Genomic DNA, 16,350 nt, shown 5'->3' on the forward strand with positions numbered 1-16,350 from the left:
GCAGCGGCTCTCCATCGAGCAGCAGGCACGCATCGTCTCGTTCAAATTCGGAGGAATCTTGTGGTTGACTCCTGCTGCGCGAGAACTGTTGTTTGCACGCAAACCGCGAGGCTCCACCGAAGGAAACACCTCGCACAAGAAGTCTCCGAAAAGCCGCGCGATGCTCGTCGGCCGAAGGAGCCCTCCATGACCATTGCCTTGCCGAGCAACACCGCCACCTCGCTGGGAGTGCAACAGCTCACCAGCGCGTTCAGCCCCACCTTTTCGTACCTGCGCATTCTTCGCAATCTCATCATCCCGATGCCCGAGGGGCACACGGTGCCCACCGCGCGCGTCGACGCCGTGCTGGTGTGCGAAACCGGCGTCTACCTCTTCGAGATCAAGGCCTGGCGCAATGCATTCATCTACCGCAAGAAGTCGGACCAGTCGCCCCCGCGCTGGTTTCTGCGGCTGCACGGCGGCAAGAGCGCGCGCGAGGTGAAAGACCCCGCGTGGCAAGGGGGACGAAAAACATCGCAGCTGCGCAGCCTGCTGTCCGACGAGCTGCGGCTGCAGTACTTCGTTCTGCTGCCGTGCGAAGGCGTTGAGCTCGAAGGCGTGATGCCGGCGGCCGTCATCACGCAGCAGGACCTGCCCTACATCGCGCGCCTTGTGCGCAACAACGGCCGCCTCGCGCGCAGCTATCCGCTGCTCGACGACCAGGCCATCGACCGCACCGTGGAGCGCCTGCTGCAGATACAGGGCAAGCTGACGATCGAAGACCACCTGCGCAACTGCCGCGAAAGAAGCCACCAGCTGGCCGAGGCCGCGGTCGCGGCCGCCGCGCCGGCGTGGGCCGCGTCGAATGCAATGGGATTGCAGTAAGGCAAAGCGAAGGTAAAGACCCCGAGCGTTCCGGGGCAGCCGGGGGAAAGTCCCAAATTTCTCCGACATTGACGGGAACCATGCGGCGATGCAGTTTCCCAAGTCACTCGCAGCTGCAGCCGCGCTGCTTGCCTCCATCGTCGTTTCTCCCGCCTGGGCATTCGATCCGTTCACCATCAGGGACATCCGGCTCGAAGGCCTGCAGCGCGTCGAGCCCGGCACCGTCTTCGCCACCATGGGCCTGCGGGCCGGCGACACCTACAGCGACGAGCGCGGCAGCGCCGCCATCCGTGAGCTGTTCAAGCTCGGCCTCTTCAAGGACGTGCGCATCGACGTGAACGGCAACGTGCTGGTGGTGGTGGTGGAAGAGCGCCCCTCCATCGCCGACGTCGACTTCGTGGGAACCAAGGAATTCGACAAGGCCGCCCTGCAGAAGGCGCTGCGCGAGATCGGGCTGGCCGAGGGACAGGCCTACGACAAGGCCCTGGCCGACCGCGCCGAGCAGGAGCTCAAGCGGCAGTACATCAGCCGCAGCCTCTACAACGCGCAGGTCATCACCACCGTCACGCCGCTGGAGAAGAACCGCGTGAACCTGACCTTCACGGTGACCGAGGGCGAGTCGGCGCGCATCAAGGAAGTGCACGTGGTCGGCAACAAGGCCTTCAGCGAGAGCACGCTGCTCGACCTGTTCGACCAGGACTCGGGCGGCTGGCTCGACTGGTACACCAAGTCCAACCAGTACTCGCGCACCAAGTTCAACGGCGACCTGGAGACGCTGCGCTCCTACTACATCACGCGCGGCTACCTGGAGTTCCGCATCGACTCGACGCAGGTCGCCATCTCGCCCGACAGGCAGACGCTCACCCTCACGATCAACATCACCGAGGGCGAGAAGTTCGCGGTGGCCGGCGTGAGGCTCACGGGCGACTACCTGGGCCGCGAGGACGAGTTCAAGACGCTGGTGACCATCCGCCCCGGCAAGCCCTACAACGGCGAGGACGTGGCCGCCACCACCAAGGCCTTCACCGACTACTTCGGCACATTCGGCTACGCCTTCGCGCGCGTGAAGGCCGAGCCCGAGATCGACCGCCAGAACAACCGCGTCACGATGGTGCTGAAGGCCGAGGCCTCGCGCCGCGCCTACGTTCGGCGCATCAACATCGGCGGCAACGCACGGACGCGCGACGAGGTGATCCGCCGCGAGTTCCGCCAGTACGAGGGCGCCTGGTACGACGGCAACAAGATCCGCGCATCGCGCGACCGGGTCGACCGGCTGGGCTTCTTCACCGACGTGAATGTCGACACCATCGACGTGCCCGGCTCGCCCGACCAGGTCGACCTGGCGGTGAACGTGACCGAGAAGCCGACCGGCTCGCTGCAGCTGGGCGCGGGCTATTCGTCGACCGACAAGGTTTCGCTGAGCTTCGGCATCACGCAGGAGAACGTGTTCGGCAGCGGCAACTACCTGGGGCTGAACGTGAACACCAGTTCGTACAACCGCACCGTCTCGCTCACGGCCACCGACCCGTACTTCACCAAGGACGGCATCTCGCGCACGCTGAACGTGTTCCACACCACCACGCGGCCCTACTACGAGGCCGACGGCAACTACAAGCTCGCGAGCGAGGGCGGCTCCGTCCGCTTCGGCTTCCCGGTGGGCGAGCAGGACACGGTGTTCCTCGGCATCGGGCTGGAGCGCTGGTCGTTCACGCCCGGCACCAACGGCACCTACACGCTGGTCGACGGCTCGTACGTGTACACCGCCACGCCCCAGGCCTACCTGGACTACTTCAAGTGCACCGGCACCGCGCCGAGCGTGACCTGCGCCAAGTCGAGCGTGGTGGGCATCCCGGCCACGCTGGGCTGGTCGCGCGACGACCGCGACAGTGCGCTGGTGCCCACGCGCGGCCGCCTGCAGAGCGCCAACCTCGAGGTGGGCGTGGGCAGCGAGTTGCGCTACCTGAAGACCAACTACCAGTACCAGCAGTACTTCCCGCTGTCGAAGCAGTACACGCTGGCCATCAACGGGCAGCTTGGCTACGCGCGGGCGCTGGGCGACAGCACCTACCCGATCTTCAAGAACTTCTACGCGGGCGGCCTGGGCTCGATCCGCGGCTTCGAGCAGAACTCGCTCGGCCCGCTCGACTCGGTCACGGCCGGTGCGCTCGGCGGCACGCGCAAGGCGATCTTCAACATGGAGTTCAGCACGCCCTTCCCCGGCGCGGGCAACGACAAGACGCTGCGCCTGTACACCTTCCTCGACGCGGGCAATGTGTTCGCCGACCGCACCGCCAGCATGACGGACGCGCAGTGGAAGGCGCAGAACCGCATCCGCGCCTCGACCGGCATCGGCATCAGCTGGATCTCGCCGCTGGGCCCGCTGCGGCTGGCCTACGCGGTGCCGCTGCTCTACCAGAAGGCCGACACCGCCAACAACATCGCGGCCGACCGCACGCAGCGCTTCCAGTTCCAGATCGGAACCTCGTTCTGAGCGAGTGAGCCCAGCCATGAGCCGCATCCTGCTGGTGGAAGACGGGCGCTACAGCGCACCGCTGCTGCTCGGCCACCTGCACGGCGCGGGCCACGAGGTCGAGCAGATCGAGGACGGAGCGGCGGCGCTGGAGCGCATCCTGAGCGAGCCGCCGGCGCTCACCCTGCTCGACGTGGTGCTGCCGCGCGTCGGCGGCATCCAGGTGCTGGAGAAGGTGCGCTCTCACGGCAACCACCCGATCATCATGCTGACGGCGCGCGCGCAGGAGGCCGACCGGCTGCTGGCGCTGGACATGGGCGCCGACGACTATGTGTGCAAGCCGTTTTCGCCGCGCGAGGTGGTGGCGCGCATCCAGACGGTGCTGCGCCGGCACGCGCAATGGCGCGACAGCGCCGCCCGGCCCTCGACCGCCGTGCGCTTCGACGATCCGCGCGGCAACGCCTGCCTGGAGGGCCGCGCGCTGACGCTGACGCGCCGCGAGCTGCTGCTGTTGCGGGCGCTGTCGCGCGACCCGGGCCGGGTGTTCACGCGCTCCAAGCTGCTCGAGGCGGCGTTTCCGGAAGCCTTCGACGTCAACGAGCGCGCCGTGGACGGCCACATCAAGAACCTGCGCAGGAAGCTCGCGGCGGCCGTGCCTTCGCACGACTGGATCCGCTCGGTGTACGGCGTGGGCTTCAGCTTCGCGGAGCGGCCGGCCTGAGCCGTGGCTCAGCCTTCCGCGCGCGGCGGCACGATCGCGCGAACGCGCGCCGTGCCCTCCGGCGAGCGCGGGCGTGGCATGCGCAGGCCGTCGGGAGGCATCCCACCATGCCCACCATGCGGAGGGCCGCCGGGACGCGGCGGCCGGTCGATCGCCGGGGTCGCCGCCGGGTCGACCACCAGCGCGAGCGTGGCGACATAGCGCTGGCGCTCCTCGCGCACCGCGCCGAGCACCGTCGTGCCGGCTTTCAGGGCGATGCCGTCGGCACTGTTCAGCGTATCGCGCAGCCGCGCGCGCTGATAGGACGAGACCTGCGTGTAGAGGAACTCGCTGAGCGCATCGGGCAGGAAGAACTGGGAGGTGAGCACCGCGCGGGCACCGTTGATCACCTTGAAATGGATGTGCGTGGTGCGCCCCGCGTACCACCCCGGGTAAACGCTGCGGAAGGCAACCGCGCCGTCGCGGTCGGTGCGCTGGCTGCCGCGCAGGAAGGTCTTGCCCTCGAAGGAGAGCGAGCGGTCGTCGCCCTGCTCGCCGAAGCCCGAGTAGCGACCCTGCGCGTCGCAGTGCCACAGGTCTACCCGCAGCTTCGGCAGCGGGCGGCCGTCGGTGTCGCACACGGTGAAGCGCACATCCAGCGGCACGCCGTCGAGCCCTTCGGTGATGTCCGCTCGCTCCAGCGCGAGGTCGAGGTAGTAGGGCCCTTCGGTGGTCTGGGCGGTCAGCGGCATCCGGCGCGACGCGGCTGCCGCCGGGCCTGCCGATGCCGACAGGCCCGCCGCGCCGAGGGCGGCCAGCAGGCCGCGGCGCCCGAGGAGCGGCGAATCGGACTGGGTCATGGCGTCCTTTCCTTCATGGCCGGGCGCGTGGCGCAGCCCTCCGCCCAGAAGACGAGCAGCGTCCATGCCTGGGCGATCAACCAGAAAAACGCCGTGGTCGCCAGCTGCGGCGGCAGGTCCATATGGGGGTTCATGGCCGGCATCGTGCGGACCGATCGGGGAGAAATGATGGAGAAGATTCCTCCCAATTTCCTCCACATTCGGCCCCGATGATCGGCTGCCACCCCATCCAGCCTCCCCTCGCCTGCCTGCAATGCATGCCGCAGAATGCGGCAATGCCCCCTCCGAGCCCATGCCTCACCTGACCCTTTCCAGGAAGATCTTCCTGGCGCTCGCCGCCCTGTTGATCGTGCTGCTGATCAGCTTCGCGGGCCTGTCGATCATCGCGCTGCAGCGTGGCCTGGGCTCTTACGTGGCCGAGATCGAGATCCGGCGCATGGACTGGCTCACGCAGCAGCTGCTGAAGTACTACGTCGCCAACGGCGACTGGAAGGGCCTGCACGACAACGACGACGCCTGGCGCCGCCTGCAGATGGGCCGCATGGCCGCCGCGCTCGACGGTCCGGGCAGCGGCAATGGCGACGAACGGCGGCTCCCGCCCTGGTACGAGTACCGCGCCATGCGCGGGACCCCTCCCCCTGATGGCAACGGCGGCGACAACGGCGCCGACGGCGGCAGGCCGCCGCCCCCTCCGCCCTCGGATTCGGCGCTGTCGTCGCCCCAGCTCGAACTGACGCCGCGCCGGTTGCCGACCATGCCGCCGCCGTGGTTCTTCCGCGATCCGCGCGACATGCCGGATTCCATCTTCCAGCGGCTGGCCGTGCTCGACGCGCACGGCGCGCGCGTGGTGGGTGCCGAGGTCGATCTTGCGAACGCCGCGCGCACGCCGATCCGGCGCGACCGCACCGTCATCGGCTACCTGGCGCTCACGCCGCTGCAGGGCCTCGAAAGCGAAGCCGACCGGGCCTTCGTCGCGCGGCAATCGGGCGTGATCGTGCTCACCGGCCTGTGCGGCCTCGGCTTCGCGCTGGTGCTTTCGTGGCTGCTGGCGCGCCGCTGGTTCAAGCCCATCGACGAACTCACCCAGGCCGCGCAGGACGTGGCGCGCGGCCGGCTCTCCACCCGCGTGGCGGTGCAGGGCTCGGACGAGCTGGCACTGCTCGGGCGCACCTTCAACGACATGGCGCAGCGGCTCGACACGATGGAAGCCTCGCGCCGCGCATGGCTGGCCGACGCCGCGCACGAGCTGCGCACGCCGCTGGCCGCCATGCGCGCGGAAATCGAGGCGCTGCAGGACGGCGTCCGCACCTTCGACGAGCGCACCGCGCTGCGGCTGCACCGGCAGGTGATCCGGCTCGGCCAGCTGGTCGACGACCTGCGCAGCAGCATGCGCGAGCCGCAGAACGACATGCTCACGGCCACGGTGTTCCCGCTCTCGCTGCTGAAGGAGGCGCTCGACCACACGCTCGCCCGTTTCGCCGCGCGCGGCATCACGGTGGACCGCCGCGCCATCGACCGCATCTCGGCTTCCGCCCAGCCCGCCGTCGAGGGCGACGCGCACCGGCTGCACCAGGTCTTCATGAACCTGCTGGAGAACACGCTGGCCTATACCGACCAGGGCGGCGAGCTGAGCATCGACGTCATGGTCGAGGGCGCGTGGACCGGCAACCGCCTCACGCTGGTGTTCGACGACAGCGCGCCGGGCGTGCCCGAGACCGAGCTGCCGCGCCTCTTCGACCGCCTGTTCCGCGGCGAGAGCTCGCGCAGCCGCGAGCTCGGCGGCTCCGGGCTCGGCCTTTCCATCTGCCGCGCGACCATCGAGGCGCACGGCGGCACCATCGACGCGTCGGCCTCGCCCCTGGGCGGCCTGCGCCTGACCATCACCCTTCCACTGGCAGCAACGTCATGACACGCATCGTCATCGTCGAAGACGAAACCGACATCGCCTCGGTGGTGCAGGACTACCTGCGCCACGCGGGCTACGAAACCGAGCATTTCACCGACGGGCAGAGCGCACTCGAAAGCATCGTCGCCGAGCCGCCCGACCTCACGCTGCTGGACATCATGCTGCCCCGGCTCGACGGCATCGAGGTGCTGCGCCGCGCGCGCGAGCACACGGCGCACCCGATCATCATGCTGACCGCGCGCATCGAGGAAGTCGACCGGCTGCTGGGCCTGGAGCTGGGCGCCGACGACTACGTGTGCAAGCCCTTCTCACCGCGCGAGCTGGTGGCGCGCGTGCGCGCGGTGCTGCGCCGCACCGCGCCGGGCCTGGCGCAGGGCTCGGGCTCGCAGAACGACGCGCCGGGGCTGGTGCTCGACGACGTGCACTGGCGCGCCTCGCTCGAAGGCACGCCGCTGAACCTCACGCGGCGCGAGTTCGGGCTGCTGCAGGTGCTGTCGCGGCATCCGGGGCGGATCTTCTCGCGCGCCCGCCTGCTCGAACTGGCCTACGACGACACGGTGGACGTGACCGAGCGCGCCATCGACAGTCACGTGAAGAACCTGCGCCGCAAGCTCGGCGCGGTGACGCCCGGGCACGACTGGATACGGTCGGTGTACGGCGTGGGCTTTGCGTGGGAAACGCCGGTGCCGGGCTGAGGCCGCCCGGTCCCTTCACTTCACTGCCAGCCGAAGCGCCGGATGTAGAAGCGCTTCATCGACGTCGTCAGCACCGCGTAGCCCAGCAGGATGGCCACCAGCCATGGAAAGTAGCCCATCGGCAGCGCCTGAAGCTTGAAGTAGCCCGCCAGCGGCCCCATCGGCAGGAAGATGCCGGCGGCCATGATGAGCAGCGTCATCGCCGTCAGCGGCCAGGCCGCGCGGCTGCCGATGAACGGCAGCCTGGGCGTGCGGATCATGTGCACGATCAGCGTCTGCGTGAGCAGCCCCACCACGAACCAGCCCGACTGGAACAGCGCCTGCTGCCCCTCGGTGTTGGCGCCGAACACGTGCCACATCAGCACGAAGGTGGTGATGTCGAACAATGAGCTGATCGGCCCGAAGAACACCATGAAGCGGCCGATGTCGCCGGGGTTCCACTTCAGCGGCCGGGTCACCAGTTCCTCGTCGACGTTGTCGAAGGGAATGGCGATCTGCGAGATGTCGTACAGCAGGTTCTGCACCAGCAGTTGCAGCGGCAGCATCGGCAGAAAGGGCAGGAACGCGCTGGCCACCAGCACCGAGAACACGTTGCCGAAGTTCGAGCTGGCGGTCATGCGGATGTATTTCAGCATGTTGCTGAAGGTCTTGCGACCCTCGACCACGCCGGCCTCCAGCACCATCAGGCTCTTCTCGAGCAGGATCAGGTCGGCCGCCTCCTTGGCGATGTCCACCGCGGTGTCGACCGAGATGCCGATGTCGGCGGCGCGCAGCGCGGGTGCGTCGTTGATGCCGTCACCCATGAAGCCCACCACGTGGCCGTTGTCGCGCATGGCGCGCACCAGCCGCTCCTTGTTCAGCGGCGACAGCTTGGCGAACACGTTGTGGGTCTCCACGGCATGCGCGAGCGAGGGGTCGCTCATGCGGTCGATATGGTGGCCCAGCAGCACGCCGTCCACCTTCAGGCCGACCTGCCGGCAGACCTTGCGCGTGACCAGTTCGTTGTCGCCCGTCAGCACCTTGACGGTGACGCCGCGCCTGGCCAACGCGGTGAGCGCGGGCGCGGTCGATTCCTTCGGCGGATCGAGGAACGCCACGTAGCCGACCAGCGTCAGGTCGGACTCGTCGGCCACCGAGTAGGCAGCCTCGGTCGAGGGCTTCTCCTTCACCGCCACGGCCACCACGCGCAGCCCCTCGTGGTTGAGCTCGCGGGTGATCTGCAGCACGCGCTCGTAGAGCAGCGCGCTCATCGGCATGTCCTGGCCGTCGACGCGCACGCGAGCACACACGCCCAGGATTTCTTCCACGGCGCCCTTGCAGATCAGCTCGTGGTGGTCCTCGCGCTCCGACACGACCACCGACATGCGCCGGCGCTCGAAGTCGAAGGGAATCTCGTCCACCTTGCGGTAGTCCTGGCGCAGGTTCAGCTCGCTCTGCAGCTCCACGTGCTTGAGCACCGCGTGGTCGAGCAGGTTCTTCAGGCCGGTCTGGTAGTAGCTGTTGAGGTAGGCGAACTTCAGCACCTCGGCCGACTGCGAGCCGAACACGTCGGTGTGGCGCTCCAGGAAGATCTAGTCCTGCGTGAGCGTGCCGGTCTTGTCGGTGCACAGCACGTCCATTGCGCCAAAGTTCTGGATCGCGTCGAGCCGCTTCACGATCACCTTCTTGCGCGACAGCAGCACGGCGCCCTTGGCCAGCGTCGAGGTCACGATCATCGGCAGCATCTCGGGCGTGAGGCCCACCGCCACCGACAGCGCGAACAAAAAGGCCTCGGTCCAGTCGCCCTTGGTGAAGCCGTTGACCAGCAGCACGATCGGCACCATCACCAGCGCGAAGCGAATGAGCAGCCAGCTCACGCTGTTGACCCCCGCCTGGAAGGCGGTGGGCGTGCGGTCCGACGCGGTGACGCGCGTGGCCAGCGTGCCGAAGTAGGTGCGGTTGCCGGTGGCCACCACCAGCGCCACCGCCGAGCCCGAGACCACGTTGGTGCCCATGAACACGATGTTGGCCTGCTCCAGTGGACTGGCGCCACTGCCCTGGCGCTGCGCGAACTTCTCCACAGGCAGCGATTCGCCCGTCATGGCCGACTGGCTCACGAACAGGTCCTTGGCGGAAAGGATGCGGCAGTCGGCCGGGATCATGTCGCCGGCCGACAGCACGATGTGGTCGCCCGGCACCAGGTCGCGGATCGGCAGCTCCACGCGCCGGGGCGCATGGCGCGCGAGCGGCCGGGCGTCGAAGTAGCGCTCGGCCACCTCGGCCGCCTCGGTGCGCAGGTCGCGCCGGATCACCGTGGCGGTGTTGCTCACCAGCGCCTTGAGGTTCTCGGCCGCGCGGTTGGAGCGCCCCTCCTGCACGAAGCGGATGAGCGTCGACAGCACCACCATGGTGCCGATGACGATCGTGGCCTTCACGTCCTCGGTCGCGTACGACACCACCGCGAGCAGCGTCAGCAGCAGGTTGAACGGATTCTTGTAGCAGTGCCACAGGTGCATCCACCAGGGCAGCGGCTTCTCGTGGGCGACCTCGTTGGCACCGTGCTGCGCGAGACGGCGACCGGCCTCGGCGCTGCTGAGGCCGTCCTCGTGCGAATCGAGCCACACGAGCAGCGACGGGATGTCGTCGTCGGCCGCGCGGAACAGGTCGCGCGACAGGCGCTCGGGCACGGGCTGTGCGCCGCCTCGCCCGCCCTTGGACACCGTCTCCAGCATCTCGCCCCGGCCGAACAGGCGCGAGGTGTGGCGGCTGCTCAGGAAGGCCTCGAACCAGGTCTTGAAGATGTTCATCCGCGTGCTTCCGGCTGGTTGGAGGAAGGGGTCGCGACATCGCGCATCGGGCCCGCGAACGGGAAAGCCGGCGCGCTGTCCGGCGCTTCGTCGCGCCACGAGAAGGCGGCCCGCACGGGCGACGCGATGCCGCCCAGCGTCTCCAGGCGCACCAGCACCACCGGCAGCGTCGTCAGGTGCAGCGCCAGGCACTGCACCAGCCGCGTCGCGGTGCCCAGCGGCCCCTGGAACTCGCCGCTGAGCGCCCATTTCACGGGCGGCATGCCCAGCGGCTGCTCCTGCGAGCGGCGCCAGTAGAGTCGCGCATCGAAGAAGCCGCAGCGCAGCGCCTCACGCGCGGCATCGAGCGCATCGGCGTGGACGATGAGCGTCAGGCGGTGATTGAGCAGGCGGCTCACCTGCCCGGGGTCGAAATCAGCCATGGTGAATCTCCTTGAGTTCACAGCGCGGGGTGCAGCCCGACGCTCAGTTGAAGTTGCACGGTGGCGGTGACCAGGTCGGCCTGTGCCTGCAGGTAGGCCAGGTAGGCGTCGTCCGCCGAGCGCTGCGCGGCCAGGAACTCCAGCAGCGAGGCCTGCCCGTTGCGGTACGACAGGCGCATGCCCGACAGCACCTTGTCGGAATCGGCCAGCACCGATTCGCGGTAGCGCCGCAGGTTCTCGCGCGCGGCCAGGAACTGCGCGTAGCTGGCGCGCACCTCGGCGTCAGTCTTCAGCTCCGCGGCGCGCAGGCCCAGCATCGCCTGCGTGACGGCCGACTCGGCCTGGATGACCTCGCCCTTCTGCAGCCGCGAGAACGGCAGCGGAATCGCCACCTCGACCGCCAGGGTGCGCGAGACCGGCGAGCCGGGCGTCTCCTTGCCGTCGCCGTCGAAGCTGCTGCGGCCCATGGGCGTGCGGCCGGCCGTCAGCTTCACGGTCGGGTTCACATAGCGGTTGGCCTGCACGAGTTCGGCGTTGACGCGGGCGTTGTCGAGGGTCGCTCGGGCAATCAGCACCTCGTCGCGCGCGTCGAGCGCCTGCCGGATCAGGGCGTCGACGTCATCGCCCGGCGCGAAGTCGGCGAAGTCGCAATCCAGCCGCGGTTGCGCGAACAGCGCGTCGAAGCGTTGCCCGAGCGGCACCGACAGGTTCAGCATCGCGGCCTGCGCATCGGCCCGCCCCTTGACCACACCGGCCTGGAACTGGTCGCGCTCGGTGCGCGACTGCAGCAGTTCCAGCCCGCCCGCGTCGCCCGCCTTGCGGCGCACCTCATTGGCCCGCACGACCTCCGAGAGCGAGCGCAGCGACGACTCCTGCCGCACCAGCGCCTCACGGGTGCGGCAGGCCTCCGCGAAGGCGGCGGCCGAATCGCTGTAGAGCTGGTGCTTGAAGCCCTCCACGTTCGCTTCGGTCAGCTTCACATTGCTCTTCGCGAGCCTGACGCGCTTGTCGCGCTTGCCGGCGGTCTCGATCTCCCATTCGAGAGCGACCGTCCGGCTGACCGGCGGCTTCAGCGCGATGGCCTTGCTGAACTCCTTCGGCCCATAGCCGAGGGTGAGCTTCGGGTCGGGCACGACGCCCGCGATCGACACGCCGGCCTCCGCGGCGGTGATCGATTCGCGCTGCGACGCGAGGTCGAGGCTGTGCTTCTCGACGGCAGCGAGGTAGCCGGCGAAATGGGCCGCTGCCGCGTCGGCTGCCGGGGCCGTGCCTTGCGCGCAGGCGATGCCCGTGTACAGCGACAGCAACGCCAGGCCGACGCCGTGCCAGTGGATGTTCCTGTTCTTCATGCGTGTTGCTCCTGCAGGTCCGCGTCCGGCGCGGCCGTCCCGGCTTCGGCGCGCCTTCCGGCGGCGGCCTCTGCCCGTGTTTCGACAAGGTGGTAGAGCGCCGGCAGCAGCACCAGCGTCAGCAAGGTGGCGGTCACGAGGCCGCCCACGACGACGGTGGCCAGCGGCCGCTGCACGTCGCTGCCCAGGCCCATGGCCAGCATGGCGGGCGTGAGGCCGAAGGCGGCCACGGTGGCGGTCACCAGCACCGGGCGGATGCGGCTGCGCGCGCCCTCGATCACCGCCTCGCGCAGCGCCAGCCCCTCTTCGTGGCGCAGCCGGTTGATCTGCGAGACCATGAGCACGCCGTTGAGCACCGCCACGCCGAACAGCGCGATGAAGCCGACCGCGCTCGACACGTTCAGCGTCATGCCGCGCAGGTGCAGCGCGGCCAGGCCGCCGAGCATGGCCAGCGGCACCACCAGCAGCACCATCGCCGGCTGGCGCAGGTTGCCGAACTCGGCGAACAGCAGCAGGAACATGATCGCCAGCGTGAGCGGCAGGATCACCATCAGCCGGGCCTGCGCACGCTCGAGGTTCTCGAACTGGCCGCCCCAGGCGATCTGATAGCGCAGGTGGTCGTACTTCACGCCGCGCTCGATGGCCGACTGCGCCTCGGCCAGGAAGCTCGACAGGTCGCGGTTGCGCGCATTGAGCTTCACCGTGAGATGCCGGCGCGACGACTCGCGCGTGATGGTGGTCTCGCCCGACACGGTGCGGATGCGCGCGACCTGCCCCAGCGGCACCTTGGCGCCGCTGGGCGCGGTGAGCATCAGGCCGGCGATGGCATCGGGATCGTTGCGCGTGGCTTCGGGAAAGCGCACGGTCATGTCGTAGCTCTTCTCGCCCACGTGGACCTGCCCGATGGCCGCGCCGCCCATGCCGGTGGAGATCAGGTCGCTCACGTCCGCCACGTTGATGCCGTAGCGCGCGGCGGCCGCGCGGTCGACGTCGATCTTCAGGTTGGGCAGCGGCGGTTCCTGGTCGATGGCCACGTCGACCGCGCCCGGCACCTTCTCGAGCACGCCGGTCACGTCGAGCGCGATGCGGCGCATCTCGTCGAGGCTGTCGCCGTACACCTTCACCACCAGGTCGCTGTGCGCGCCCGAGAGCTTGTCCTGCACGCCGTCGATCATGGGCTGCATGAAGCCGACGGAAAAACCGGGCAGCCGCCTGTAGCGCTCGGCCAGCCTGGCGATCAGCTCCTGCTTGGTCATGCCCGACTTCCAGGTGTCGTAGGGATGCAGCCCCACGCTGGCCTCGATGTGCGACACGGTCCAGGGGTCGGTGCCGCCGTCGTTGCGGCCGGTCTGCGTGACGATGTACGAGACCTCGGGGAACTCGCGCGTGGCGCTGCGCAGCTCGTTGGCCAGGGCCGTGGCCTTCTCGAGCGTGATGCCCGGCGGCATGGTCACCTGCAGCCAGAGCGATCCTTCGTCGAGGTACGGCAGGAAGTCGCGTCCGATGGTGCCGCCCAGGCCGATCACGCCCAGCAGCGCCAGGCCGCACGTCGCCACCACCCACCGCCCGCGCCCCAGCGCGCGGGAAAGGAAGGCCTCGTAGCGCAGCGTGAGCCATTCGAGCGGCCGGTTGTGGAACACCCGGCCCGGCTTGCGTAACGCCAGCCACGCCAGCCCCGGAATGAGCGTGAGCGCCACCAGCAGCGCGCCGACCAGCGCCGAGCCCACCGCGAAGGCCATCGGCGAGAACAGCTTGTATTCGATGCGCTGGAACGCGAACAGCGGCAGGTAGGCCGCGATGATGACCAGCATGCCGAAGAAGATCGGCCGTGCCACCTGCACCGTGGCGGCAATGGCGTCGGCCGGCGCGAGCGGTTTGTCTTGCGCCTCCTCGCGCCGCCGCAGGATGCCTTCGACCAGCACCACCGCGCCGTCCACCAGGATGCCGAAGTCGATCGCGCCCAGCGACAGCAGGTTGGCCGGCACGTTCAGGTGCCGCATGAAGACGAAGGCGATCAGCATCGACAGCGGAATCGTCAGCGCCACGATGGCCGCCGCGCGCGGGCTGCCCAGCGACAGCAGCAGCACCAGCGTGACCAGCACGACGCCCTCGAGCAGCGTCTTGCCGACCGTGTGCGTGGTGGCGTCGATCAGCGCCGCGCGGTCGAGGTACGGCACCACCTTCACGTCCTTGGGCAGCAGGTTGTCGTTCAGGTCTTTCACGGCGGCGTGCACGCCCTCGATCACCTGCGAGGCCTGCGCGTCCTTCAGCAGCAGCGTGATGCCGGAGACGGTGTCGGGGTTGTCGTCCTTGCCGAGGATGCCGCGCCGCTCCACGTTGCCGTAGCTCAGCGTGCCGAGGTCTTTCACCAGCACCGGCGTGCCCGACTTGGCCGTGACCACCACGTTGCCCATGTCCTGCAGCGAGCCGATGAGGCCCGTGCCGCGCACCACGTAGGCCTGCTCGCCGCGGTTCATGAAGCTGCCGCCGGCGCTGCCGTTGTTGGCGTTGATGGCGTCCTTGATCTGCTGCAGCGTCACGCCGTACTGCACCAGCCGGGCGGGATCGAGCGACAACATGAACTGCGTCGTGAGGCCGCCGAAGTTGGCCACGTCGATCACGCCGCTGATCTTCTTCAGGCGCGGGATGACGGTCCAGAACTGGAGCTCCGACAGCTCGCGCAGGTCGCGCGTCTTCGACTCCAGCGTGTAGCGGTAGATCTCGCCGATGGGCGAGGTGTAGGCGTCCAGGCCGGCCGTGGCGCCGTACGGCAGCGTGACGCCGCCGATGCGCTCCTGCAACCGCTGGCGCGACCAGTAGCCGTCCACGCCCTCCTTGAACACCACCACGATCAGCGACAGGCCGAAGGTGCTCTTGGAGCGCAGCACGTGCAGCCCCGGCGTGTTGAGCAGCTCGCGCTCCAGCGGCACCGTGATCTGCTGCTCGACCTCCTCGGCCGCGAGGCCCGGCACCTGCGTGACGATCTGCGAGGTTACATCGGCGATATCCGGATATGCCTCGATGGGCAGCTGCTTCCAGCAGGTCCAGCCGTAGAGCGCGACGAACGCGAACACGATCCACGCAATGCCGCGCCGGTGGAAGCACAGGGTGACGAGGCGCTCAATCATTGAGGAGCACCCCTTCCTTCACGGCGATGCGCTCGCCGGCCTGCAGCCCCGAAAGAATCTCGATGCGCTCGCCGATGACCGGCCCGACCGTGACCTTGCGCGCCTCGAAGGCGAACGGCCCTTTCTCGACGAACACCTTGGTGTAGAGACCGCTCTGCACCAGCGCCGAGGCCGGCACGGTGAGTGCCGGATGCGCGTCGCCCGAGAACACCACCTTGGCGAACATGCCGGGGCGGAAGCGCCCCTGGCGGTTGTCGACGGCCACGCGGACCTTGACGGTGCGGGTGTCTGCATCGAGCACCTCGCCGATGTATTTCACCGTGCCGTCGAAGGCCTGGTCCGGGTAGGCGCTGAGGTCGATGCGCGCCTTCTGGCCGACGCGCAGCGCGGCGATGTCCTTCTCCGACACGCTGGCGGTGAGGAACACGGTCGACAGGTCGGCCACGGTCATCACCGGTGCATTGATGTCGTTCCAGTAGCCGCCCTGCGCGCCGGTCATCTCGATCACGCGGCCGCTGATGGGCGAGCGCAGCACGTAGTCGCGGTGCGAGCCGCCGCCGGAGCCGGCACCGAGCTGCGCGAGGCGGTTCTTCGCCACATGCGCGTCGCTGGTGGCGGCACCGAAGGCCAACTCAGCCGCCTCGTAGTCCTTGCGCGCGGTGATGTCGGCCTCGAACAGCAGCTTCTGCCGCGCGAAGTCGCGCTGCGCCTGCCGCAGGGTGGCCTCGGCCTTGGTGGCGTCGCCGAAGGCGCTGCTGAGGTCGGCCGAGTCGAGCGTGAAGAGCGCGTCGCCGGCTTTTACCGAATCGCCCAGCGCGCGTTGCAGCCTGACGATGCGGCCGGTCACCGGCGAGGTGACCTTCACCAGCTTCTCGGGCGCGGCCTCGATGCTGCCGGGCGCGGAGATCGGCCGCTGCACCTGCTGCGATTCGACCGCCGCCACCTGCAGCGAGGCGCGCAGCGGGGAGTTCTCGGGCACGGCGATCAGGGGGCCGTCGTGCACGACGGCGCGAGCGGTAGGTGCCGGCGATGCGGCGACGGCTTCGGACGCGAGCATCCTGCCCGCGTCGCAACCGGCGAGCGTGAAGCCCGCGGCGAGCGCGGCGATGAGTGTTCTGTTCATGGTTCTTCTCCTGGGGATCTGGAGATCCGTTGTCCTGGTTGTGTTGA

General features: G+C 68.9%; 12 protein-coding genes and 1 pseudogene. 6 read left to right on the forward strand and 7 right to left on the reverse strand.

The features are described from left to right. The 4 genes from EJO71_RS34645 to EJO71_RS32860 form a co-directional block, all read left to right on the forward strand. On the forward strand, positions 1-190 hold a 190-nt coding region (locus EJO71_RS34645), incomplete at its 5' end, for a hypothetical protein (protein ID WP_206169069.1). Continuing rightward, entirely contained in the window at positions 187-864 is a 678-nt protein-coding gene (locus EJO71_RS32850; RefSeq protein ID WP_125952876.1) for a nuclease-related domain-containing protein, read from the forward strand. The genes EJO71_RS34645 and EJO71_RS32850, both read left to right, overlap by 4 nt. An 88-nt stretch (positions 865-952) precedes the next feature. Continuing rightward, a complete protein-coding gene (bamA, locus tag EJO71_RS32855; RefSeq protein WP_125952875.1) occupies positions 953-3,355 on the forward strand; it encodes an outer membrane protein assembly factor BamA in 2,403 nt (800 codons plus the stop codon). 16 nt (positions 3,356-3,371) lie between these two features. Beyond that, positions 3,372-4,055 (forward strand): response regulator, encoded by a 684-nt coding sequence (locus tag EJO71_RS32860; RefSeq protein ID WP_125952874.1) that lies wholly within the window; start codon positions 3,372-3,374, stop codon positions 4,053-4,055. 8 nt (positions 4,056-4,063) lie between these two features. Here EJO71_RS32860 and EJO71_RS32865 read toward each other — a convergent pair whose 3' ends face one another. Both EJO71_RS32865 and EJO71_RS34555 read right to left on the reverse strand, forming a co-directional pair. After that, a complete protein-coding gene (locus EJO71_RS32865; RefSeq protein WP_125952873.1) occupies positions 4,064-4,894 on the reverse strand; it encodes an intradiol ring-cleavage dioxygenase in 831 nt (276 codons plus the stop codon). After that, positions 4,891-5,028 (reverse strand): hypothetical protein, encoded by a 138-nt coding sequence (locus tag EJO71_RS34555; protein ID WP_164546968.1) that lies wholly within the window; start codon positions 5,026-5,028, stop codon positions 4,891-4,893. The genes EJO71_RS32865 and EJO71_RS34555 overlap by 4 nt, the downstream gene beginning before the upstream one ends. Positions 5,029-5,186: 158 nt before the next feature. Here EJO71_RS34555 and EJO71_RS32870 point away from each other — a divergent pair, with 158 nt between their 5' ends. Next, on the forward strand, positions 5,187-6,803 hold the full coding sequence (locus tag EJO71_RS32870) for an ATP-binding protein (RefSeq protein WP_125952872.1): 1,617 nt from the start codon (positions 5,187-5,189) through the stop codon (positions 6,801-6,803). Further along, positions 6,800-7,495, forward strand: a complete 696-nt coding sequence (locus tag EJO71_RS32875) for a response regulator (RefSeq protein WP_125952871.1) — start codon at positions 6,800-6,802, stop codon at positions 7,493-7,495. Before EJO71_RS32870 ends, EJO71_RS32875 begins: the two co-directional genes overlap by 4 nt. A 20-nt stretch (positions 7,496-7,515) precedes the next feature. On the opposite strand, the pseudogene mgtA reads toward EJO71_RS32875, so the two are convergent. From mgtA to EJO71_RS32900, 5 genes and pseudogenes are all read right to left on the reverse strand, one after another. Then, a pseudogene (gene mgtA / locus EJO71_RS32880) lies at positions 7,516-10,281 on the reverse strand (magnesium-translocating P-type ATPase). After that, complete coding sequence (locus tag EJO71_RS32885; RefSeq protein ID WP_125952870.1) at positions 10,278-10,703, reverse strand: hypothetical protein; 426 nt, start codon at positions 10,701-10,703, stop codon at positions 10,278-10,280. Before EJO71_RS32885 ends, mgtA begins: the two are co-directional and overlap by 4 nt. 17 nt (positions 10,704-10,720) lie before the next feature. Next, a complete protein-coding gene (locus tag EJO71_RS32890) occupies positions 10,721-12,052 on the reverse strand; it encodes a TolC family protein (protein WP_125952869.1) in 1,332 nt (443 codons plus the stop codon). Beyond that, the gene (locus tag EJO71_RS32895; RefSeq protein WP_125952868.1) at positions 12,049-15,180 is read right to left on the reverse strand and encodes a CusA/CzcA family heavy metal efflux RND transporter; all 3,132 of its coding nucleotides are present in this window, start codon (positions 15,178-15,180) and stop codon (positions 12,049-12,051) included. Before EJO71_RS32895 ends, EJO71_RS32890 begins: the two co-directional genes overlap by 4 nt. Then, positions 15,173-16,303, reverse strand: a complete 1,131-nt coding sequence (locus EJO71_RS32900) for an efflux RND transporter periplasmic adaptor subunit (RefSeq protein ID WP_125952867.1) — start codon at positions 16,301-16,303, stop codon at positions 15,173-15,175. The genes EJO71_RS32895 and EJO71_RS32900 overlap by 8 nt, the downstream gene beginning before the upstream one ends. Positions 16,304-16,350: the final 47 nt, after the last annotated feature.

The organism is Variovorax sp. 679 (assembly GCF_003952185.1).
Taxonomy (GTDB): Bacteria; Pseudomonadota; Gammaproteobacteria; order Burkholderiales; family Burkholderiaceae_C; genus Variovorax.

Coding starts and splice junctions, on each gene's coding strand:
- EJO71_RS32850 (WP_125952876.1), top strand. CDS start 187: ATGACCATTGCCTTGCCGAGCAACACCGCCACCTCGCTGGGAGTGCAA.
- bamA (WP_125952875.1), top strand. CDS start 953: ATGCAGTTTCCCAAGTCACTCGCAGCTGCAGCCGCGCTGCTTGCCTCC.
- EJO71_RS32860 (WP_125952874.1), top strand. CDS start 3,372: ATGAGCCGCATCCTGCTGGTGGAAGACGGGCGCTACAGCGCACCGCTG.
- EJO71_RS32865 (WP_125952873.1), bottom strand. CDS start 4,894: ATGACCCAGTCCGATTCGCCGCTCCTCGGGCGCCGCGGCCTGCTGGCC.
- EJO71_RS34555 (WP_164546968.1), bottom strand. CDS start 5,028: ATGAACCCCCATATGGACCTGCCGCCGCAGCTGGCGACCACGGCGTTT.
- EJO71_RS32870 (WP_125952872.1), top strand. CDS start 5,187: ATGCCTCACCTGACCCTTTCCAGGAAGATCTTCCTGGCGCTCGCCGCC.
- EJO71_RS32875 (WP_125952871.1), top strand. CDS start 6,800: ATGACACGCATCGTCATCGTCGAAGACGAAACCGACATCGCCTCGGTG.
- EJO71_RS32885 (WP_125952870.1), bottom strand. CDS start 10,703: ATGGCTGATTTCGACCCCGGGCAGGTGAGCCGCCTGCTCAATCACCGC.
- EJO71_RS32890 (WP_125952869.1), bottom strand. CDS start 12,052: ATGAAGAACAGGAACATCCACTGGCACGGCGTCGGCCTGGCGTTGCTG.
- EJO71_RS32895 (WP_125952868.1), bottom strand. CDS start 15,180: ATGATTGAGCGCCTCGTCACCCTGTGCTTCCACCGGCGCGGCATTGCG.
- EJO71_RS32900 (WP_125952867.1), bottom strand. CDS start 16,303: ATGAACAGAACACTCATCGCCGCGCTCGCCGCGGGCTTCACGCTCGCC.